Source organism: Patiriisocius hiemis, assembly GCF_031846325.1.
Classification (GTDB): Bacteria; Bacteroidota; Bacteroidia; order Flavobacteriales; family Flavobacteriaceae; genus Patiriisocius_A; species Patiriisocius_A hiemis.
In genome coordinates, this window is the sequence record NZ_JAVRHZ010000008.1 from 80003 (window position 1) to 100315 (window position 20313).

Genomic DNA, 20313 nt, shown 5'->3' on the forward strand with positions numbered 1-20313 from the left:
GATTTTAAAATGAAAAAACACCTAACAATTTTCACGCTTCTTTTAGTAACCGAAGTAGTTATTGCCCTATTTCATTTTAACAAATTTATACGAGGTTTTGTGGGTGATGTCCTTGTAGTACCTTTAGCTTACTTCTTTTTGAAGATATTCTCTAAAGCAGCCTCTTTTAAATTAGCAGTAACAACATTTGTTTTTGCAATTATTGTTGAAATTTTACAACTATTCTCCATCACAGAGAAGCTAAATATAGATTCAAAAATCATAAAAATTATTCTGGGTAGTACTTTTGATTGGTGGGATATTCTAGCGTATGCCATTGGTTTTGGGTTACTCCTACTAAGCTCAAAACTATGGAACACATAAAAAAATTATTTATATCAAAATTTGAAACCCTTTTTATATTGGGTGCAATAAGTACTATTTCAATTATACTACTAATGGTTAGAATGAAGTTAACATCTTCTTACTTCTTCCTATTTCTTGTATGGAATTTATTTTTAGCAATGATCCCTTTTGCAATTACCACTTACATACAAACTAAGAAGAAAATAAAAGGAATAAGGTTATGGTTAATGTTACTAATGTGGTTATTGTTTTTGCCTAACGCACCGTATATTATTACAGACATTATTCATTTACAACACAGTAAAAGTGGCATCCTAGATACACTACTTGTAGGAAGTTTTGCAATAGCTGGTTTATGCTTTTATTTTAATTCGCTTAAAGATTTTAAAAACATTATTTCAGTAAAACTATCAAAAAAAGTAATCTCTCTGCTCATAATTGGCATCCACTTTTTAGTTGGCTTTGGTATTTACCTAGGCCGTTTTTTACGTTTTAACTCTTGGGATATTATTAAAGATCCATTGTCGTTAGGCATCGAAATTCTAAATATCATTCTATACCCAAGTGAGCATAGACTTGCATGGTTTGTAACATTTGGTTTTGGTATTGGATTATTAATTATTGAAGAAATAATACTAAATTTTAAGAAAAGAAATCATCTCTTTACTTTTGAATAAAATAAGTTAACATGACCATAATTAAATACGCTGTCTTTATTATTGCTTTTACTTTTTCTTCTTTAATCTCTGCACAAATACGGCAAATTGCAGAGTTTGGAGCCCCTACTGATAGTGAGAAAGAAATGAAAACATATGATAAAGAACCTGATTCCTCAGGAGTTGTATTATTTGAAAAAGGGGATTATCAAATAAAACTTATTAATGATTATATCCGATTAGTAAAAAAAGTACATAAAAAAATTAAAGTCTTTAATGCAGATGAATTTAATAAAACAGAAGTCTTCATTCCGCTTTACAACTCAAAAAACAGTAAAGAAAAAATAACTGAAATTAAAGCAATTACACATAATGGTGATACTCCAACATATGTTTCAAATGATGCTTATTTTGAATCAAAAGAAGATGAAAATTGGACAATTACAAAGTTTACGTTCCCAAATGTCAAGGACGGAAGTATTTTAGAATACACCTATACAATAGAATCGCCATACTTAGGGAGTTTAGATGGGTGGACATTTCAAGAGGATCTTCCAAAAGTCTATAGTGAATTTAGCACAACAATTCCAGGAAATTATGTTTATAATAAGATAATAGTTGGTTTCTTAAAACTTGATGTTGATGAGGCAACAATAGAAAAATATTGTCTAGATGTTCCTGGAGCTCAAACTGCCGCAGATTGTGAAAAATCTATTTATGCAATAAACCATATTCCATCATTTAAAGAAGAGCCTTATATGCTCTCAGAAAAAAACTTCCTTTCAAAAATTAAGTATGAATTGCGAGAGGTTTTAAATTTTGACGGAAGTAAAGAACGCTATGCAAAAACTTGGAAAGATGTAGATAAAGAGTTTAAGTTAGATAAGGATATGGGACGTCAATTAAAGTATTCTAATTTCTTTGAAGACAAATTGCCTGGAAATATCCTTTCAATAAAAGAGGACCTGGAAAGAGCAAAAGCTATTTATACTTTTATTCAAAATCATTATACGTGGGATGGATATTATAGAATTTTTAGTGACGTACGGGTTAAAGAAGCCTTCGAAAAGGGCTCTGGAAATAATACCGAAATAAACTTATCACTTATTAACGCGCTTGAAGCAGGAAATATAGATGCTAAAATTGCGCTTCTATCTACTAGAAATAATGGTTTACCAACAGAGCTAAACCCTGTAATGACAGACTTTAACCACTCTATCGCTTACGCTACCATAGGAACTAGCACATATTTACTTGATGCCACAAATAAGTTTACTCCTTTTGGAGAAGTTCCCTTTAAGGATTTAAATCGAAAAGTAAGAGTAATGGATTTTAAAAAAGGAAGCTTTTGGTTACCAATAGTTCCTATAGAAAAAAATGTATACTATATAAATACAAAGCTGAAACTTAATGAAATTAATGAGTTTGAAGGTTCTGTTAATGGTGTCTACACAGGATACATTGCAAGTGGCATTAGAGAAGACTTATCAAAAACTTCTAAAAGCAATTTCTTAAAAAGAAAAGAAAGTAATCAATACGTTTCTGAAGTTACAAATTTAGCTATCGAAAATGAGTACGAACTTTCAAAACCATTAAAAGAAACTTATGATGTACTTATTGAAACTGAAGAAGTAAGTAATAAAATTTATTTTAATCCTATTTGCTTTGAAACCTACTTCAAGAAAAACCCATTTACACAAGAAAAAAGACAATTTCCATTAGATTTTGGGTATCCAATTGTTAATACCTATCTAATTTCAATAGATATTGGTGAGGATTATAATGTAACTAATTTACCAGAATCAAAAGCTGTTAAGCTAAATGGCAACCAAGGAGAATGTAGTATTTTATATTCTCAAAGTGGGTCTACAATAAATGTGCGTTTTAATCTAAGACTACCTAGGTATAATTTTCAACAAACAGACTATAAAAACCTTAAAGACTTTTTTGATAATGTAGTTAAAATTCAAAAGCAAGAGGTTATTGTTATTGAAAAAAAGTAAATCTAATTTAGTACACATACTACTATTTATAAAAAGCACACTTAAAAATCCCCTTTTCTTTAAAGTCTTTTTAATAATCCTTACCCGTTATTTACTCAAAAAAAAAGGAGTGAAAAACTTCTGATAATCAGTTGTTTATCTTTTACAGACTTCAATACTAAAAATATATTTGTCCCATATTAATCTTTAAAAAAACAATAAGATGAAAACTCTAAAAACAATTTTTAAGTATGCGACAATGGTTATGGTTATAGCACTTGTATCGTGTAGTCCAGAAGATGGACAAGATGGTGCTCAAGGACCACAAGGAGAAGTAGGTCCTCAAGGACCATCTGGAACTGATGGTCAAGATGGGCAGGACGGACAAGATGGACAGGATGGAAATGCTAATGTGCAAAACCTCACATTTGATATCTCTACTGCTACTGGTACTTCATATAGTGAATCTATACCAGAATTAACCGAAGATGTACTTGCTAACGACTTGGTATATGCTTTTGTGCATGCAGGTTCCTTAGTGTATCCTATTCCTAATACAGTAAACCCAGATGGAACTATTTTCAGGATTAGAACTTTTATGCAAACTGGTGTGTTTAACATGCGATTTAATCTAGCTTCCGATGAGACTGCATACGATATGCCTGCTGGTACATTGCAGTTATTACGAGTTGTAATTGTAGAGGCAACCGGAGGAAGGTCCGCACAAGAACTTGAACAAGAACTTCTTGCTAATGGAGTAGATGTAACAAACTATCAATCGTTACAAATGTATTTTGACCTTTAAGGTTTAATATTATTCCTTTAAAAACCAAAAGAGTGCTACTATAACCAGTAGCACTCTTTTTTCTTATAAAAATTACCTCTAGTATTTATTTACCATCTACATAATCCTGCAAATAAGAAAAGCGTTCTGTTAATGTTCCTTCTTGGGTTGTCATTCTTGCTCGTTCTAATATTCCGTCTTTATCTCCATTAAAAAAGGCTGGAATTACGTGTTCCATAAACATATCACCAAAACCTTCACTAGCATCTTTAGGGAGTTCACAAGGAAGGTTGTCTACTGCCATTACTGTAATGACATTGTGAGCGTTAAAAGCAACTTCAGTTTCTGTATTTGGGTCATACCCATAAAAGGGGTTTGCAATAGTAGAAGGGCGAATTGTACTTGCAATAGGTCCATCTATATCACATGAAATATCTGCTATAAGATTAATATTAAAATCAGGGCGCTTAGCATCTTCTCTTGTAAAAAAGTAGGGTGCTCCATCTCCATAAAAATGTCCTGTTATAAAAAAGTCTGTTACCCTTGCATACGGCATAAAATTGCTTTCATATCCTGACGGATCCTCATAAAACTCGTACTTATCACCAGCTTTTCCATCTTTTCTTTTATTGTATTCCATAACATCTATCATACAATAAACGGGCTCTGTAAATTTAGAAGTTAAATAAACCGTATCGCTTACTTCTTTAATACCTAAATGATCCAGAATCTCTTTGGCTCCCATAGCCACTTTACCAGTACCAGAAAGTGTAATCTTAATAGTAGGTATTGTAATTTTATCCAGTTCTGCTTTTACTTCCTCAAGGTCTTTTAAGTGCTCTACTTTTGGTAACTCAAATAATTCATCACGCAGTCCCAAAGCTCTAAATCCATTATAGGCACCAACTAAGCCAGCATACCGACCAAAACCAATAAGCCTTGCGCCATTCTCCTTAACAATAGTTTCATGGTCGTAAAGCTCTATTTTTTTATCTAAAATAGCTTTTAACAGCTTTCTGTTATAAGGTTGCTTTTTTATAGTATGGCTAAAAAAGAAATATTTTTTATTTGGAATTAAAGCATCTATAGGCACTTCTTTTACCCCAAAGAGCACATCTGCACTCGTTATATCATTTGAAACTTCAATTCCTTTTTCTGAATACGAAGCGTCATTAAATACTCGTATAACCGAAGATTCTACTATTACTGAAGCTTCAGGAAAGGTGTTTATTACTTCTAAACACTTTTCTGGTGAGAAAACAACACGTCTATCTGGTGGATTTTTACGTTCTTTTATAATAGCGAACTTCATGGTAAACTTTTTTTACGAAAATATGCGGATTTATTATCTATACCAAGAAGTATAAGTATTTATTCTCTTGAAACTTCGCTTTCTAATTTAAGCACGTAATCACCATCTTCTTGTTTTATATATAAGGCTTTGTTTCCTTGTTCTCCATTACGTGTAACAGAGTTCCCTTTAATAGTCTTAGAAACCTTCTTTATGTAAGTTTCTATTACATTTCCTTTTGCTGTTCCGTTTCCCCATTTCCATGTTACGGTAGTTCCTTCTTTAATCATAAATTTTTTATTTAAAATTAGTGCTGTTTAACGACATTTTGTCTTAAAAGAGTTATAAAACCTTATGGAATGACTTTTGAATGTATTATATTATAAAGTAGCAACATTTAGCATTGTTTGCTATATATTTGCTCTCCTTTTTAAGGAAGTATAATTATTAAATGCGTGAGGGATAGTAGCGGCATCCACCCAACTTGATTGGGTGATAAAGTGAATAGCCCGACCGAGCAAATGCGAGGACACGCCCACCAAAACAAAATACTAAGATTAGTTTTGGGAAATGTTATTTGAAATTTTGGAAATTACTTTCAAATAGGGGCCGACTGGTTTTGACAGCGGGTCTAATTGTATGGTAAGCATGTCGAGCGCTGGGATATAGCTCGTAAATATCATATTCAAACTTTTTTAAACGGCGAGAATAACTACGCCCTAGCTGCATAATCTGAATTATAGTAAGATTACGCCTCGGTCCGCAAGGCGGACAAGCAGGAAGTCACTCAACCACCTTGGTTTACGGTTGTTGATATAGTGACTTCGTAAAAGTAAACCTATTAGCCATAGTGCCTTGATATGGCTAAGACACTTAAGCGAGGATAAGGAATGCGTTGGTAGTTTTTGACCGGCAATTTCTCGAAAACCTAAACAAGAACTAAACATGTAGAAAGCTCTATAATTGCACGTTTGGACGAGGGTTCGAATCCCTCCGGCTCCACCTATGCCCTCCTAAGCTTCGAGAATATTAAGAAGCTTAGGAGGGCTTTATAATTTATAGACTATTTAAAAATTTAGAATAGGGATACGGTGGAGGTAGGCCACTTCGTTGTTCTTAACACCCATGCATAAATAATAGGTTACTATAGATTTAAAAGTATCATACAGGAGTTAAATTACTTTTAGCTATATAAAACTTTGAAATCCACTTTAATAAATATCCTTGCATTCTTTATCGCTTTCAACTATTTTTAAAAACACTTTTAAAACCTTATCATGAGTAACTACCATATAAAAAACCTTGAAGAATACTGGCAGGTGTATCGCAAATCGATTCAAAATCCTGAACAGTTCTGGGAAGAGATAGCAGAAGAGCATTTTTTATGGAGAAAGAAATGGGATAGTGTGTTGGAGTGGGATTTTAGTAAGCCAGAGGTAAGCTGGTTTAAAGGTGCAAAACTTAATATTACCGAAAATTGTATAGACAGGCATCTAGCAACTAGAGGAGATAAAACAGCCATCCTTTTTGAGCCCAATAATCCAAAAGAAGAAGCACAACACATTACTTATAAACAACTACACGCGCGAGTTTGTCAATTTGCCAATGTATTAAAAGCACAAGGAGTTACAAAAGGCGATAGGGTATGTCTCTATTTACCTATGATACCAGAACTAGCCATAGCGGTTTTAGCGTGTGCTAGAATTGGCGCAGTCCATTCAGTTGTGTTTGCTGGTTTTAGTGCATCTGCATTAGCTACTCGTATAAATGATTGTGATTGTAAACTTATAATTTGTAGTGATGGTTCTTATAGAGGTGCAAAAACTATCGATTTAAAAAGCATTGTAGACGAGGCTTTAGAAGACTGTCAAAGTGTTTCTAAATCACTAGTAATAAAAAGAACTAACGGAAACGTAACCATGAAAGAAGGTAGAGATATCTGGCTACAACCATTGCTAGATGTAGCAGATACTTCTTGTCCAGCTACTATTATGGATGCCGAAGATCCTCTTTTTGTATTATACACTTCTGGGTCTACTGGAAAACCAAAAGGAATGGTGCATACTACGGGTGGTTATATGGTGTATGCAGCCTATAGTTTTAAAAATGTTTTTCAGTATACAGAACAAGATATATATTGGTGTACTGCAGACATTGGTTGGATTACCGGACATAGCTATATAGTTTATGGCCCTCTTGTAAATGGTGCTACAACAGTCATGTTTGAAGGTGTTCCCTCCTATCCAGATTTTGGTCGTTTCTGGGAAATTGTAGAAAAACATAAAGTGAATCAGTTTTACACCGCTCCAACAGCGATACGCGCTTTAGCAAAAGAAAACCTATCTTTTGTTGAGAAATATGACCTTTCTAGTCTAAAAGTGTTAGGTACGGTTGGAGAACCCATAAACGAAGAAGCCTGGCATTGGTATAATGATAACATAGGTAAGAAAAATAGTCCTATTGTAGATACCTGGTGGCAAACCGAAACAGGTGGAATTATGATAAGCCCTATCCCCTATACAACCCCAACTATACCTACATTTGCAACATTCCCACTACCTGGCATTCAGCCTGCACTTCTTAATGAAAATGGAGAGGAGTTAAAAGGCAATCAAGTAGAAGGGAAATTGGCCATTAAATTTCCATGGCCTTCTATGGCTCGAACTATCTACGGAAATCATCAACGCTATAAAGAAACCTATTTTAGTGCTTTTAAAAACATGTACTTTACTGGTGATGGCGCTCGTAGAGATGCTGTTGGCTATTACAGGATTACTGGGCGTGTGGACGATGTAATAATTGTAAGTGGTCATAACCTAGGGACTGCGCCTATTGAAGATGCTATTAACGAACACCCAGCAGTTGCCGAAAGTGCTATTGTAGGTTTCCCACATGATATAAAAGGAAATGCTCTTTATGGTTATATTACCTTAAAAGAAACTGGAGAGAGTAGAAATCATGACAATCTTAGAAAAGAAATAAATCAATTAATTACTGAAAGAATTGGCCCTATTGCCAAGCTTGAGAAAATTCAGTTTACACTTGGACTTCCAAAAACTCGAAGCGGGAAAATTATGAGGCGTATCTTACGTAAAATAGCTGAAAAAGACACAAATAACCTTGGTGATACTAGTACGTTGCTTAATCCTGAAGTAGTACAAAATATTATTGATAATGCATTGGTATAATTAACGATTACTATCATTTATTATCATAAACTTTTATATCTTTGAAACATCTTTAACACTAAAAAATAATATCATGGGCGTTGGTGGAATCGTAATTGGAACAATACTATTATGTTTATTTTTAGGTTTACTAATTGAACTTAAAGAAAGAACATAGTCTACTCTATTAAATTAAAAAAAGCCTCAATATTGAGGCTTTTTTTTTATAAATATGACTTCTATTACTCGTCTAATAGCAAGTTAAGAGTAACAGTAATATTATCTCTTGTTGCCTTACTAAAAGGGCACATTTCATGTGCTTTTTTTATGATATCCTCTCCCGTTTCTAGGTCTACCTCAGGAACATAGCAGTCTAATGTGGCTTCTAAGAAAAATCCATCTTCATCTTTACAAAAACCAATCGTTGCTGTTACACTAATAGCACTAGCATCTGCTTTTATTTCTTCTTGGTCCATTACTGCTTGCATAGCACCACCAAAGCAAGCTGCATAAGCCGCTCCAAACAATTGCTCCGGATTGGTTCCTTCACCGCCATCACCGCCCATTCCTTTAGGAACAGATAATGGCAAATCTAAAGGTCCATCTTTTGAGGCTACGTGTCCTGCTCTACCGCCTTCGGCTACAGAAACTCCTTCATATAAAGTTTTCATTGTATATTATATTATAATTAGTTTCTCTAATATACTATGACTCGTTATTCTATTAAAACCAATTCTCATAAATTTGTCATAAATTAAACCAATGGCAGCAAAAAAGAAGTCTAAAGCGTTATCTGAAAAACAAGGAGTAGAAAAACTTCCCTCTTTGAGTCAAGACGCTGCTGCAAAAATTAAAGAAAAGCGCAAACAGGTAAAAGAAGCTTCTACAATTACAAAAAAACTTATTGAAGGCGACAAAACTGCACTAAGCCAAGCAATTACATTAATAGAAAGTACTGCAATAAAGCATCAAGCTATTGCAAAAGCCATTATAGAGCAATGCTTACCTTATTCTAATAATGCTATAAGAATTGGTATTACTGGAGTTCCTGGAGTTGGAAAAAGTACTTTTATTGAAAGTTTTGGAAAACTCCTAATTACAGAAAACTATAAAGTTGCAGTGTTAGCAGTAGACCCTAGTAGTTCTGTAAGCAAAGGAAGTATTCTTGGTGATAAAACTAGAATGGAAGAACTAGTAAAAGAAGACCATGCTTTTATTAGACCGTCAGCTTCTGGAAGCTCTCTAGGTGGCGTTGCTAGAAAAACAAGAGAGGCCATTATTTTATGTGAAGCAGCCGGTTTTAATTGTATTTTAATTGAAACTGTAGGCGTGGGGCAAAGTGAAACTGCGGTACACAGTATGACAGACTTTTTCTTGTTACTTAAATTGGCAGGTGCAGGTGACGAATTACAAGGAATTAAAAGAGGTATTATGGAAATGGCAGACGCCATAGTAATTAATAAAGCGGATGGTGATAATGTAAAAGCTGCCAAATTAGCAAAAACTGAGTTTAATAGAGCTTTACACCTTTATCCACCTAAAGAAAGTGGTTGGGTGCCCAAAACACTAACCTGTAGTGCAATTACTTCAGAAGGCGTAGATAGTATTTTTAAAATGCTTCAACTTTATTTTACCGAAGTAAAAGAAAATAAATATTTCCAAGAGAAGAGAAATCAGCAAAACAAATATTGGTTTTTACAAACTATTAAAGAAACGTTACAACGTGATTTTTTTGAGAAACCTTCAGTAAAAAAAGAGTTAGAGCTCCAACTTAATAAATTACAAAGGCAGGAAACCACTCCTTTTGAAGCAGCGCAAAAAATTCTAGAACTTAGATAACCCTTTAAACCATTCTATTTGTGCAGCAACGCCTTCTTCTAAAGTAGTAGTAGGATTATAGTTGAGTAACTTTCTAGCTTTTTCGATATTGGCATGTGTCCTAGATTGATCACCAATTCTAGCTGGCATATTTTGTATTGTAATAGAAAGGTTTAATAGTTTTTCAACAGTTTTAATACCCATTAAAGTACTATTCTCTACTTCAGTACCTAAATTAAATATTTCTCCATTGCATATTTCTTGTTTATCTAATACACTACAAATTCCATCTACAATATCTTGTACGTAAGTATAACTTCGTAAATGTTTTTCGCTGCCATTAAACAAGGGGAAAGGTTTATTATTAATAGCAGAATCTATAAGACGCGTATATAACTTATCGGGTCTTTCTCTTGGTCCATATACTGAGAATAAACGTAATGAAGTTGCATTAATAACACCTCTTCTTTGATATGATAACACCAGTTGCTCTGCTGCTAATTTAGTAACACCATACCAAGAAGCAGGTTTTGCAGGGTGTGTTTCTGGAAAAGTAGCCTCTAATCCATAAACTGATGATGTAGAAATATTTACAAAAAATGGCTTTTTATTTTGTAAAGCAATTAGGTCTAAAAGACGCTGGGTTGCTATAACATTATTAGATAAGTAATCATCAAAAGTACTACTACTTGAAATCCCAGGATGAGCTGCAAAGTGAAATATAACATCAAATTTTTCAGAAAGAAGATTTTCTAAACTAGCTGTTCTTAAATCAAGTTCTTGAAAGGTGACACCTTTGTTTTGGATGGATAATGCATTAGATTTTTTTAGGGTAGCATTATAATAAGGAGAAAAATTATCTACTCCAAAGACATTATGCCTTGTAGTAGCTAATCGCTCTGCTATATGCGACCCAATAAATCCTGCAGCACCTGTAATTAATATCTTCATAAGGTTTCTTAGAGCTTGCAAAATAACATCTTTTTCGCTTTATTTTTTTAAAAGTGTCTCATTCTTAAAAAAGAAATACTTTTGCAGCTACTAAACCATAATTAATGCCATGTATCAATTTACAGTTATTGTACCTGTATATAACGAAGAGGATAACTTACAACGAGTTAAAGACGAGTTTTTAGCATATTTTAAAATTGCAATTAAAAAAACAAAAGTGCTATTTGTAAATGATGGCTCTACAGATAAAAGTTTAACTTCCATTAAGTCTATTTGCATTGATAATGATGCTTTTAGTTATATAAGTTTTGATAAAAATAGAGGATTAAGTGCAGCTATAAAAGCAGGTTTTGATTATGTTGAAACCCCACTTCTGGGATATATTGATAGCGATTTACAAACCACTCCAAAGGACTTTAATCTTCTATTAGAGCATATAGAAAAATACGACTTAGTTACAGGCGTTAGAGCCAACAGAAAAGATAGTTTTGTAAAAAATATGTCTTCTAAAATTGCTAATGGAATTAGACGTGCTTTTACTCATGACGGCATGGATGATACTGGATGCCCTCTAAAAGTAATAAAGACCGAATTTGCCCAAAGAATACCAATGTTTAAGGGCCTACACCGCTTTTTACCAGCAATGATTTTATTACAAAACGGGAACGTATTACAAGTACCTGTTCAACATTTTCCAAGAATTGCAGGAACTGCAAAATTTGGACTATGGAATAGGTTATTAGGACCGCTTATGGATTGTTTTGCATATCTATGGATGAAGAGAAAGTATATTAATTATAATGTTGCCGAAAAAGGATGAGTGAATATCTAAATTATATTACACTCATTGGTTTTATAGGACAGGGCTTATTCTTTTCTAGGTTCGCAGTACAGCTTTTTCTATCTGAAAAACATAAACGTGTTATTACACCTTCTGTTTTCTGGAAACTAAGTTTACTAGCTTCGGTTATTTTCTTTGTCTATGGTTATTTAAGAGAAGATTTTTCAATCATGTTAGGGCAAACATTTACTTATTTTATATACATAAGAAACCTTCAGTTGCAAGACGAATGGAAAAAGCTTCACAAATCATTTCAGCTATTATTATATGCTTTTCCAGGCTTTATTATTATTTATGCCTTCAATAATGGTATTTATGACCTTGACAAATTACTCAATAAAGAGAATATCGCGCCTTGGTTGCTAGCCCTAGGTATTGTAGCACAGCTAGTTTTTATTTTTCGATTTATCTATCAATGGATTACTTCAGAAAAAAAGAAAACATCCCATTTACCTATCGGCTTTTGGAGAATAAGCCTTGCCGGATCACTCCTTATTTTAACCTATGCAATTTTACGTGTAGACATTGTTTTAATGGTAGCCCACGGTGTTGGACTATTTGTCTATCTTAGAAATATCTTTATCTGGAAAAAACAAGTAGATGAAAACCCTGTGGAATAACAAATTGCTCGTTTTAGCTCTCTTAAGTATCACACTTTTTGTTGTGAATTTAGACGCACTATTTGTGAACATCATGGAGGCTAGAAATTTTATTACAGCTAGAGAAATGTTGCAAGATGGCAACTGGATTTTTACAACATTAAATGGTGAACCTCGCTACCAAAAGCCCCCATTACCTACTTGGATTACTGCTGCTTTTGGATTTGTTTTTAGCCTAAAAAACATCATTTTTTTACGACTCCCTGCTGCTTTAATGGGAATACTTTTGGTACTTGTCACCTATAAATTTTCTTTAAAAATTTTTAGAAATAAGCAACTTGGTTTTATTGGAGGATTAATCTTGGCTACTTCCTTTTATGTTGTTTCTGCTAGTAGAGATTCAAATTGGGATATTTACACACATGCTTTTATGATGTTGGGTATTTACTCTGTTTTTAGGTTATTAACAAAAGAGAGTAAAAAATATGGATATGCCTTACTTGCTGGACTGTGTATTGGAGCTTCTTTTTTAAGTAAAGGCCCAGTATCCTTATATGCTCTGTTTTTACCTTTCTTAATTGCATATGGTGTAACATACAAGTTTAAAAAACTTAAAGTAAAGCGAACACCCATCTTACTTTTTTTACTACTAGCAATACTAGTTTCTGGGAGTTGGTATTGGTATGTCTATACGTTTGATGCGGCAACCATTTCCAAAATAACGCAAAAAGAAGCTGCAAACTGGACAGGTTATAACGTTAGACCATTCTATTATTACTGGAGTTTTTTCACACAAAGCGGTGTTTGGACTATAGTCACTTTTATAAGTTTACTCTACCCCTACCTTAAAAATCGTGTAAGTGATAAAAAAGCATACACCTTTACATTGCTATGGACGCTTGGGTCATTGGTGTTACTATCTATTATTCCTGAAAAAAAATCTAGATATTTACTACCTGTATTAATACCTCTTGCACTTAATGCAGCTTTTTATATAGAATATTTAATTAACAAATTTTCAGAATTGAAAGATAAAAGGGAGACAATCCCTGTATATTTTAATTTTGGGTTAATAGCAATTATTGGATTGGTGTTTCCAATTGGAGGATACTTTTTTCTGAAAGACCAACTAAGCAACAACTGGTTTTGGTTTATATTATTAGCAGTTGGATTAAGTGTAACAGGGTTTTTAATGTTCCGTTTTCTTCTGAAAAAAAACATAAAGAAAGTATTCTATTTAACTATTGTTTTTATTACAGTAATACTTTGCTTTGGGATGCCGCTTGCTAAAACCCTAACTGTAAATCCGGAGTTTAAAAACATGAAAAGCATACTCAAGTTAACTAATGGGAAGGACTTGAAGGCATACGATTTTGCTGGTTTTACCCCAGAACTAATTTGGAATTATGGTAAGCCTATTCCAGTTTTAAATACCGAAGAAGGTATTACGATTCCAACTGAAAAATCTTTTGTTCTTTTAGTAACTACAGATGACACCAAAAGAGTAATTAATACTTTTTACAATTTAGGATATAGCCTAGAAAAAGTAGATTATATTGACATGAATCCACACCCAAAAGAGAGTAGCTCTCATAAAGTTAGATTGTACCGTAATGTGTTTTTAGTTAAGAGGCAGTAAGATTTTTTTTCCGAAGAACCCCTTGCAGTTTATAAGCACCCAAACCTATACTAGCTCCAAAAAACATCCCAGTAATAATATCTAAAGGGTAATGAACTCCTAAATATATTCTGCTATATGCTACAAATACTGCCCAGAATAGTAGCAAAAAAGGAGCATATTTATAAAAGGGTTTTAAAAGTAATCCTATAAAAACAGCAGCTGCCATAGAACTAGCAGCATGGGCAGAAAAATAACCGTATTTTCCACAACGTACTGCGGCAAATCGCATTGTTTCTCTAAGCTCATCTAACTGACAAGGACGCAAACGCTCAAAACCATTTTTAAATAAATTAGATAGCTGGTCTGTAGCAGTAATCATTAGTGCTGCACATACCATTACTACTAAAGTACTTTTGAGTCCGTATTTTTTAAAAATTAAAAAAAGTAAGAAAGCATAAAACGGAATCCAAGTCCATTTTAGGGTTACAATACGCCAAAACTCATCCCAAGATTCACTCCCAAAACTATTTAAGAATAAAAACAACTCGGTATCATAACGTAATAATTCTTCAATCATCTTCGTAGCGTTTCATTTCTCTATCATAAAACTCACTAGCTTCTCTTATGTAGTTTTCAGTTTCAGTTTCTAGCTCTTTTTGATCATGATTGTCAAACTCTTCTAACCATTCTACTTCGTCATTTTCTAAATTGATTATAAAGCGAGGAAATTCAGTATGAATTACAAAAATAGCATCGGGATAATCTGTATTGTCGCCTAGTAAGTATTTTGGAAATTCCATAGATTATGAGTTTTCTATCATTTTTTTGGAAAGATAGTTAAATCTGATAAAAAGTAAGACTGCAGAAACTGTTAATCCTGCCAGTAACCCTATCCAAATTCCAGAACTCTTATATTCTGTATACATACTTAAATAAAAAGAGATAGGAAAACCAACTAACCAATACGCTACAAATGTAATTACCGTTGGTATTTTCACGTCTTGCATCCCTCGTAGTGCTCCCAAAACAACTACCTGTAACGTATCTGAAATTTGAAAAATAGCAGCAATTAATAACAGCTTAGCAGCAATAGCTGCCACTTGAAAATTATCTTGAAACTCTTCCATGTTATCATAATCCAAATATAATTTTGGAAGAATATCATTAAACAGTAAAAAGAAAATTGCAAAAACAATGGCTAGTAAAGTTGATAACAAAAAGATAGAAAAGGCTATACGACGTAGCTCTCTAAATCGAACAAGTCCTTTTTGGTTTCCTACTCGAATCATTGCTGCAACACCAAACCCCATGGCAACCATAAAGGTCATTGAAGAGAGATTAAGAGCAATCTGATTCGCGGCTTGCGGGTTTTTTCCTAAAATTCCGGAAAGCCAAATAGCTGCCGTAAAAATGGCAACTTCAAAAAACATTTGTAAAGCCGAAGGGAAACCTAAACCCATTAGTTTTTTAAGCATTGTTTTGCGTAAAGTAAACAGTTTAATATTAAGTACAAATGCCCTAGATTTTGTTTTCTGTGATAAAATATACCATAAGTAAGCCACCATTATAACACGTGAAGCTAAGGTACCTATAGCTGCTCCCACTACTCCAAGCTCTGGTGCTCCAAACTTTCCAAAAATAAAAATGTAGTTTAGAACAATGTTTACAATATTTGCCACTACAGTTGCATACATAGGGTAACGGGTCATAGAAAGACCATCGCTAAACTGTTTAAATGCCTGGAAAATTATTAGGGGAATAAGTGAGACCGCAACTAGCGTAAGATAAGGCATAGCTAAATCCACCACTTCTTGTGGTTGATTCATCACATACATTAATGGTTTTGCAACAAAAACTAGTAAGAAAAGAGCAATCCCTAGTACCATACACAAAAAAAGGCCGTGCTTAAAAGATGATTTCCCTTTTTCAAAATTACCTTCTCCATCTGCTTCTGCCACTAAGGGTGTAATTGCAGTAGAAAAACCTATCCCCAAAGACATTGCAATAAACATAAAACTATTTCCTAGAGAAACTGCTGCAAGTTCTGCTGTCCCTAACTGCCCTACCATTATATTATCTACCAATGCTACAACGGTGTGCCCCAGCATTCCCAAAATAACTGGAGTTGCTAAGGATATATTATATTTAAATTCTTTTGTGTATTGAGATAAAAACACGGAGACATATTTTAAACAAAGTTAGAAAAGTGAAGGATGCTATTCTAACCATTTATGGTAAACTTGCTAACACCATTTTTATCTTGAAATTTTACTTATTTTTATTAAAAACAAAATAATATGCAATCTAAAGCTAAAACTCCAGAACAATACATTGCAGAACTTCCTGAAGAACGCAAAGAAGTTATTTCAAAACTAAGGAAGACTATACTTGACAATATTCCTGAAGGGTTTCAAGAGACAATGAATTATGGAATGCTAGGATATGTAGTTCCACACTCTAAATATCCAGACGGGTATCATTGTGACCCTAAGCTACCTCTGCCCTTTATTAATCTTGCTTCCCAAAAAAACCATATTGGTTTTTACCATTCTGGTATTTATAGTGACCCAAAACTATTAGATTGGTTTACTAATGAATGGCCTAAACATGTATCTACAAAATTGGACATGGGAAAAAGCTGTATTCGTTTTAAAAACCCTAAAAAAATTCCTTTTGAATTAATGGGAGAATTGGTTACTAAAATGACCGTTGATGAATGGATTTCAACATATGAAAGTGTTATAAAAAATTGATTAAGACTGAAATAAACCTTCAGAAATATTTTAAAATTGATATACCTCTAAAGAATCATATAGTTTTTGAATCTGAGGTAAATCAAAGAGGATTACAATACAAAAAGATTAAGGAAACGCAAATAACTTCTAGTATTAGTTATTTTATTTTAAAAACTGATTTTGAAATTATTGATAAAATATTAATTGAAAATCATATAGTTGCAAACACTAATGATGGTAATTATAATGACTTTAGGGACACTAGAAAATTTATTAAAATCTGTTTACTAATTGCGATACTAATAATCACAATTATATTACTTTTTTTTATCGTAGAAAGGTTTTTATATTAATGTAATGTTTCAACTCCAACACTTTATTCTTAATCCAAGTTTAGACCTTTCAAAATTTGAAAACTCATTATTTTCTTCTTTTATTTTTTCTGAAGAAAACATAAGGCAAAGTACAATTAATATCCCCGAAAATTTTATGCTTGGAAAACAAGCAGAATTTTTGTTTGAGAGTTACCTCAACGTTTCAAAAAGATACAACATAATTGCATCTAACATACAAATACAAGGAGCAACTGAAACACTTGGAGAAATAGATTACTTAGTTAAAGATACACTCTTACATAAAACCTTACATATAGAACTAGCCTGTAAATTTTATTTGTTTGATGGCTCTCAAAAAGACCGCTTTGCAAAATGGATTGGTCCTAATAGGAAAGATAGTTTACAGGAAAAGGTAGACAAACTCACTACAAAACAGTTTCCAATACTTTATAAAGACGAAACAAAACCTGTATTAGATAAGTATGGATTAAACTCTTCAGGTATAGAGCAACAGTTATGTTTAAAAGCCTTTTTATTTATCCCTGAAGAATTAAAAAAAGACGGTTTTACATCAGCATTCCAAAAGTGTATAGTTGGATATTGGGTTAATTATAATGTGCTTCAACTAGAGAGTAATGCAAGCTATTACATACCTTCAAAAAGAGAATGGTTGCAACCTATTGCTTCAATTAAGCATTGGCTTGATGCTAAAAATGCTCAAAAAACAATCTCTCAATCAATTTCAGAAAAAAGGTCCCCTTTAGTGTACAAAAAAACTGCTCAAAATGTGGAGCAGTTTTTTGTAGTATGGTGGTGATTAGTTAAAATATAAACTAATACACAAATTTAGTTCTTAACCTTAGTCACTTCATTTGTAGTTCCATATTTATCTACCAAATAAATAAGGCTTGTCATAGTGGCAGCACCCAATTCTAATTCCCTTTTATTTACGGCATCAAAAGTGTCGCTAGCAGCATGATGATGGTCAAAGTAACGTTGAGAGTCTGGACGTAATCCAGCTAAAACCACTTTTCCATCTTTAAGCGGACCAATATCTGCACCGCTTCCGCCTTTTGTAAAACTATGTATATAATAAGGCTCAAAGAGTGGCTTCCAACTTTCAATTTGCGCAAAATTTTCGGCATCAGTATCAAAAGAGAAACCACGAGGAGTAAATCCGCCAGCATCACTTTCTAGAGCGAAAATATGTTCTTCATTTTTAAGCTTTGCTTCTGAGGCATACTTTCTACCTCCACGTAAACCATTTTCTTCATTCATAAACAAAACTACTCTAATACTGTGCTTTGGTTTATAGTTAAGTTCTTTAAAAATACGAAGTACTTCCATAGATTGAACACAGCCTGCTCCATCGTCATGAGAACCATCTCCTAAATCCCAAGAGTCTAAATGTCCCCCAACTACCATATATTTGTCAGGGTAGGTACTACCTGTTATCTCTCCAATTACGTTATAGCTTTGCACATCATCAAACGTTCTACAATTCTGTTTAAAATAAAACTTTAAGGTAGGTAAGATTTTTAGCGTACTACTTAAGAAGTCTGCACCGTTAGTACTAATTGCTGCAGCTGGTATTCTCTGATCAGGAGGTGTATCTCCATAACTCATAGCTCCGGTATGCGGCAAATCGTCATTTCTTAAATTCATAGAACGTACAATAATCCCAACCGCACCATATTTAGCAGCTTCCATTGCTCCCGCATATCGTTGATCTACACAACCTCCATACGCTTCAAAGGTGTTTATTAAATCTGCTTGCATAGGTCTATTATAGAATACTATTTTACCTTCTATTTGATCTCTACCGTAATTTGCTAAGTCTTCTAGCCCTTGTACTTCAATAACTTGGGCTTTTATACCACCATCTGGTGTTGGTACAGAGCCACCTAACGCACAAATATTTGTTATGGTTGTCTTTCCTGGGCCTGTCTCTATGTAGGCATACTCTGGTAAACCACGAGTCCATTTTGGAACCATTACGGGTTGTAACCAAACTTTGTCAAGACCCAATTCTTTTAACTCACTCTCGGTATAGTTTACTGCTTGTTCTGCTTGTATAGAACCCGAAAGTCGCCCTCCAATTTCATTTGATAAATAATCTAACCAATCATAACTCTTCCCATTAAGTAATGACATATCGTAAATATTGCGAAGCATTAAGGAGTCTTCTTGATTTACTTTTTGGGCTTGTAGTTGAAGTCCAAAAGTTATTGTAATAAGCAATACAGTTAATTTTTTCATAAGCGTCTTTTTAACACGTTTTGACTGTGTTCAACGTAACAGTTTTCATTCTTTTTCAAGTCTATCAATAAACTCATCAATACGTGCCTTTGTTTTAGCGTCTAGTTCAGGCTCTTTAATATCTTTATATTTTTGAAGCTCTTGCAACATAATACTTGCAACTATAAGTCTTGCTGTTGGTTTATCATCAGACGGTATGTTATACCAAGGTGCATGTGGTTTTGAAGTTCTGTTTAAAATATCTTGATAACACTTCATATAATCATCCCACAAATCTCTTTCGTCTAAATCTCCAGCTGAGAATTTCCAATTTTTATTTGGCTTTCTTAACCTTCTAAGTTGTCTATGCTTTTGTTCTTCTTTTGATAAATTGAGAAAAAATTTGAAAATAATAGTGCCATTATCGGCAATGGTTTTTTCAAAGTTGTTTATTTGTTCAAAACGTTTATCCCAAAAGGTTTTGTCTATATCTGAAATTGAGTTAACATCTGGTAAATTTTCACCAAGAATATATTCTGGATGTACTCTTGTAACTAATAGATTTTCGTAATGCGTTCTATTGAAAACTCCAAATTTACCTCGCGCAGGAAGCGCTATATAATGACGCCATAAATAATCATGCTTTCTTTCTAAGTCTGTTGGTACTTTAAAACTATGGACTACTACCCCACGAGCATTAAAGTCTTTAAAGACTTCTCTTATAAGGCTATCTTTTCCAGCTGTATCCATACCTTGTAAACAAACTAAAACAGCATATTTTCCATGTGCATATAGCGTATCTTGCAGCTCACCTAACTCTTCTCTAGTATCTTCTAATGTATCTTCAATATCATCTTTAGAAGCATTGAAGTCAATAAAAGAAGGTAAATTATTGAGTTCTATTTTACCTTCAATTTTATAATCTGAAATGGTAACTTTCTTCATAAATC

General features: G+C 33.4%; 21 protein-coding genes and 1 other RNA gene. 13 read left to right on the plus strand and 9 right to left on the minus strand.

The features are described from left to right. Window positions 1-9: 9 nt before the first annotated feature. The 4 genes from RM538_RS12040 (at window position 10) to RM538_RS12055 (ending at window position 3788) form a co-directional block, all read left to right on the plus strand. A complete protein-coding gene (locus tag RM538_RS12040; protein ID WP_311333690.1) occupies window positions 10-363 on the plus strand; it encodes a ribosomal maturation YjgA family protein in 354 nt (117 codons plus the stop codon). Next, entirely contained in the window at window positions 351-1022 is a 672-nt protein-coding gene (locus tag RM538_RS12045; RefSeq protein WP_311333691.1) for a DUF1361 domain-containing protein, read from the plus strand. Before RM538_RS12040 ends, RM538_RS12045 begins: the two co-directional genes overlap by 13 nt. Before the next feature lie 11 nt (window positions 1023-1033). After that, window positions 1034-3004, plus strand: a complete 1971-nt coding sequence (locus tag RM538_RS12050; RefSeq protein WP_311333692.1) for a DUF3858 domain-containing protein — start codon at window positions 1034-1036, stop codon at window positions 3002-3004. Between the two features lie 202 nt (window positions 3005-3206). Then, window positions 3207-3788 carry a hypothetical protein gene (locus RM538_RS12055; protein WP_311333693.1) on the plus strand — a complete coding sequence of 194 codons (582 nt, stop codon included), beginning with the start codon at window positions 3207-3209 and terminating at the stop codon, window positions 3786-3788. A gap of 85 nt (window positions 3789-3873) precedes the next feature. On the opposite strand, the gene RM538_RS12060 is transcribed toward RM538_RS12055, so the two are convergent. Next, window positions 3874-5079, minus strand: a complete 1206-nt coding sequence (locus tag RM538_RS12060) for an NAD(P)-dependent oxidoreductase (RefSeq protein WP_311333694.1) — start codon at window positions 5077-5079, stop codon at window positions 3874-3876. A gap of 59 nt (window positions 5080-5138) precedes the next feature. Further along, window positions 5139-5348: a hypervirulence associated TUDOR domain-containing protein gene (locus RM538_RS12065; RefSeq protein ID WP_311333695.1), complete on the minus strand. Its 210-nt coding sequence runs from the start codon at window positions 5346-5348 to the stop codon at window positions 5139-5141. Between the two features lie 315 nt (window positions 5349-5663). On the opposite strand from RM538_RS12065, the gene ssrA reads away from it, so the two are divergent. Further along, window positions 5664-6063: a transfer-messenger RNA gene (ssrA, locus tag RM538_RS12070) on the plus strand. Window positions 6064-6335: 272 nt separating this feature from the next. Further along, on the plus strand, window positions 6336-8246 hold the full coding sequence (gene acs, locus RM538_RS12075; protein ID WP_311333696.1) for an acetate--CoA ligase: 1911 nt from the start codon (window positions 6336-6338) through the stop codon (window positions 8244-8246). A gap of 221 nt (window positions 8247-8467) precedes the next feature. Here acs and RM538_RS12080 read toward each other — a convergent pair whose 3' ends face one another. Further along, on the minus strand, window positions 8468-8896 hold the full coding sequence (locus tag RM538_RS12080; protein ID WP_311333697.1) for an Ohr family peroxiredoxin: 429 nt from the start codon (window positions 8894-8896) through the stop codon (window positions 8468-8470). A gap of 91 nt (window positions 8897-8987) precedes the next feature. On the opposite strand from RM538_RS12080, the gene meaB reads away from it, so the two are divergent. Next, a complete protein-coding gene (meaB, locus tag RM538_RS12085; RefSeq protein WP_311333698.1) occupies window positions 8988-10064 on the plus strand; it encodes a methylmalonyl Co-A mutase-associated GTPase MeaB in 1077 nt (358 codons plus the stop codon). On the opposite strand, the gene RM538_RS12090 is transcribed toward meaB, so the two are convergent. Then, window positions 10050-10994: an NAD-dependent epimerase/dehydratase family protein gene (locus RM538_RS12090; RefSeq protein ID WP_311333699.1), complete on the minus strand. Its 945-nt coding sequence runs from the start codon at window positions 10992-10994 to the stop codon at window positions 10050-10052. The two genes, meaB and RM538_RS12090, sit on opposite strands and share 15 nt — an antisense overlap. Before the next feature lie 109 nt (window positions 10995-11103). On the opposite strand from RM538_RS12090, the gene RM538_RS12095 reads away from it, so the two are divergent. Genes RM538_RS12095 through RM538_RS12105 form a run of 3 tightly spaced genes read left to right on the plus strand, consistent with a single transcriptional unit; the run spans window position 11104 to window position 14073 of the window. Further along, the gene (locus RM538_RS12095; RefSeq protein ID WP_311333700.1) at window positions 11104-11814 is read left to right on the plus strand and encodes a glycosyltransferase family 2 protein; all 711 of its coding nucleotides are present in this window, start codon (window positions 11104-11106) and stop codon (window positions 11812-11814) included. Beyond that, on the plus strand, window positions 11811-12455 hold the full coding sequence (locus RM538_RS12100; RefSeq protein ID WP_311333701.1) for a lipid-A-disaccharide synthase N-terminal domain-containing protein: 645 nt from the start codon (window positions 11811-11813) through the stop codon (window positions 12453-12455). Before RM538_RS12095 ends, RM538_RS12100 begins: the two co-directional genes overlap by 4 nt. Further along, window positions 12436-14073: an ArnT family glycosyltransferase gene (locus RM538_RS12105; RefSeq protein WP_311333702.1), complete on the plus strand. Its 1638-nt coding sequence runs from the start codon at window positions 12436-12438 to the stop codon at window positions 14071-14073. The genes RM538_RS12100 and RM538_RS12105 overlap by 20 nt, the downstream gene beginning before the upstream one ends. On the opposite strand, the gene RM538_RS12110 is transcribed toward RM538_RS12105, so the two are convergent. The 3 genes from RM538_RS12110 to RM538_RS12120 are packed head-to-tail and all read right to left on the minus strand — an operon-like array spanning window position 14060 to window position 16232. Further along, window positions 14060-14632, minus strand: a complete 573-nt coding sequence (locus RM538_RS12110) for a phosphatase PAP2 family protein (protein WP_311333703.1) — start codon at window positions 14630-14632, stop codon at window positions 14060-14062. The two genes, RM538_RS12105 and RM538_RS12110, sit on opposite strands and share 14 nt — an antisense overlap. Then, window positions 14625-14855, minus strand: coding sequence for a DUF8828 family protein (locus tag RM538_RS12115; RefSeq protein ID WP_311333704.1), 231 nt, complete (start codon window positions 14853-14855; stop codon window positions 14625-14627). Before RM538_RS12115 ends, RM538_RS12110 begins: the two co-directional genes overlap by 8 nt. Window positions 14856-14858: 3 nt before the next feature. After that, on the minus strand, window positions 14859-16232 hold the full coding sequence (locus RM538_RS12120; protein ID WP_311333705.1) for an MATE family efflux transporter: 1374 nt from the start codon (window positions 16230-16232) through the stop codon (window positions 14859-14861). Between the two features lie 120 nt (window positions 16233-16352). Between RM538_RS12120 and RM538_RS12125 the strand changes: the two genes are divergently transcribed. The 3 genes from RM538_RS12125 to RM538_RS12135 are packed head-to-tail and all read left to right on the plus strand — an operon-like array spanning window position 16353 to window position 17942. Next, window positions 16353-16808 carry a DUF1801 domain-containing protein gene (locus RM538_RS12125; protein ID WP_311333706.1) on the plus strand — a complete coding sequence of 152 codons (456 nt, stop codon included), beginning with the start codon at window positions 16353-16355 and terminating at the stop codon, window positions 16806-16808. Then, window positions 16805-17143: a hypothetical protein gene (locus tag RM538_RS12130; RefSeq protein WP_311333707.1), complete on the plus strand. Its 339-nt coding sequence runs from the start codon at window positions 16805-16807 to the stop codon at window positions 17141-17143. The genes RM538_RS12125 and RM538_RS12130 overlap by 4 nt, the downstream gene beginning before the upstream one ends. A 4-nt stretch (window positions 17144-17147) precedes the next feature. Next, complete coding sequence (locus tag RM538_RS12135; RefSeq protein ID WP_311333708.1) at window positions 17148-17942, plus strand: DUF1853 family protein; 795 nt, start codon at window positions 17148-17150, stop codon at window positions 17940-17942. A gap of 29 nt (window positions 17943-17971) precedes the next feature. Here the strand turns inward: RM538_RS12135 and RM538_RS12140 are convergent, their stop codons facing one another. Together RM538_RS12140 and RM538_RS12145 are read right to left on the minus strand one after the other, a co-directional pair. Then, entirely contained in the window at window positions 17972-19384 is a 1413-nt protein-coding gene (locus tag RM538_RS12140; protein WP_311333709.1) for a M20/M25/M40 family metallo-hydrolase, read from the minus strand. Between the two features lie 45 nt (window positions 19385-19429). Further along, window positions 19430-20308: a PPK2 family polyphosphate kinase gene (locus RM538_RS12145; protein ID WP_311333710.1), complete on the minus strand. Its 879-nt coding sequence runs from the start codon at window positions 20306-20308 to the stop codon at window positions 19430-19432. Window positions 20309-20313: the final 5 nt, after the last annotated feature.

Excerpts from the sequence above, each read along its gene's own strand:
- RM538_RS12040 (WP_311333690.1), top strand. The coding sequence starts at position 10 with ATGAAAAAACACCTAACAATTTTCACGCTTCTTTTAGTAACCGAAGTA.
- RM538_RS12045 (WP_311333691.1), top strand. The coding sequence starts at position 351 with ATGGAACACATAAAAAAATTATTTATATCAAAATTTGAAACCCTTTTT.
- RM538_RS12050 (WP_311333692.1), top strand. The coding sequence starts at position 1,034 with ATGACCATAATTAAATACGCTGTCTTTATTATTGCTTTTACTTTTTCT.
- RM538_RS12055 (WP_311333693.1), top strand. The coding sequence starts at position 3,207 with ATGAAAACTCTAAAAACAATTTTTAAGTATGCGACAATGGTTATGGTT.
- RM538_RS12060 (WP_311333694.1), bottom strand. The coding sequence starts at position 5,079 with ATGAAGTTCGCTATTATAAAAGAACGTAAAAATCCACCAGATAGACGT.
- RM538_RS12065 (WP_311333695.1), bottom strand. The coding sequence starts at position 5,348 with ATGATTAAAGAAGGAACTACCGTAACATGGAAATGGGGAAACGGAACA.
- acs (WP_311333696.1), top strand. The coding sequence starts at position 6,336 with ATGAGTAACTACCATATAAAAAACCTTGAAGAATACTGGCAGGTGTAT.
- RM538_RS12080 (WP_311333697.1), bottom strand. The coding sequence starts at position 8,896 with ATGAAAACTTTATATGAAGGAGTTTCTGTAGCCGAAGGCGGTAGAGCA.
- meaB (WP_311333698.1), top strand. The coding sequence starts at position 8,988 with ATGGCAGCAAAAAAGAAGTCTAAAGCGTTATCTGAAAAACAAGGAGTA.
- RM538_RS12090 (WP_311333699.1), bottom strand. The coding sequence starts at position 10,994 with ATGAAGATATTAATTACAGGTGCTGCAGGATTTATTGGGTCGCATATA.
- RM538_RS12095 (WP_311333700.1), top strand. The coding sequence starts at position 11,104 with ATGTATCAATTTACAGTTATTGTACCTGTATATAACGAAGAGGATAAC.
- RM538_RS12100 (WP_311333701.1), top strand. The coding sequence starts at position 11,811 with ATGAGTGAATATCTAAATTATATTACACTCATTGGTTTTATAGGACAG.
- RM538_RS12105 (WP_311333702.1), top strand. The coding sequence starts at position 12,436 with ATGAAAACCCTGTGGAATAACAAATTGCTCGTTTTAGCTCTCTTAAGT.
- RM538_RS12110 (WP_311333703.1), bottom strand. The coding sequence starts at position 14,632 with ATGATTGAAGAATTATTACGTTATGATACCGAGTTGTTTTTATTCTTA.
- RM538_RS12115 (WP_311333704.1), bottom strand. The coding sequence starts at position 14,855 with ATGGAATTTCCAAAATACTTACTAGGCGACAATACAGATTATCCCGAT.
- RM538_RS12125 (WP_311333706.1), top strand. The coding sequence starts at position 16,353 with ATGCAATCTAAAGCTAAAACTCCAGAACAATACATTGCAGAACTTCCT.
- RM538_RS12135 (WP_311333708.1), top strand. The coding sequence starts at position 17,148 with ATGTTTCAACTCCAACACTTTATTCTTAATCCAAGTTTAGACCTTTCA.
- RM538_RS12140 (WP_311333709.1), bottom strand. The coding sequence starts at position 19,384 with ATGAAAAAATTAACTGTATTGCTTATTACAATAACTTTTGGACTTCAA.
- RM538_RS12145 (WP_311333710.1), bottom strand. The coding sequence starts at position 20,308 with ATGAAGAAAGTTACCATTTCAGATTATAAAATTGAAGGTAAAATAGAA.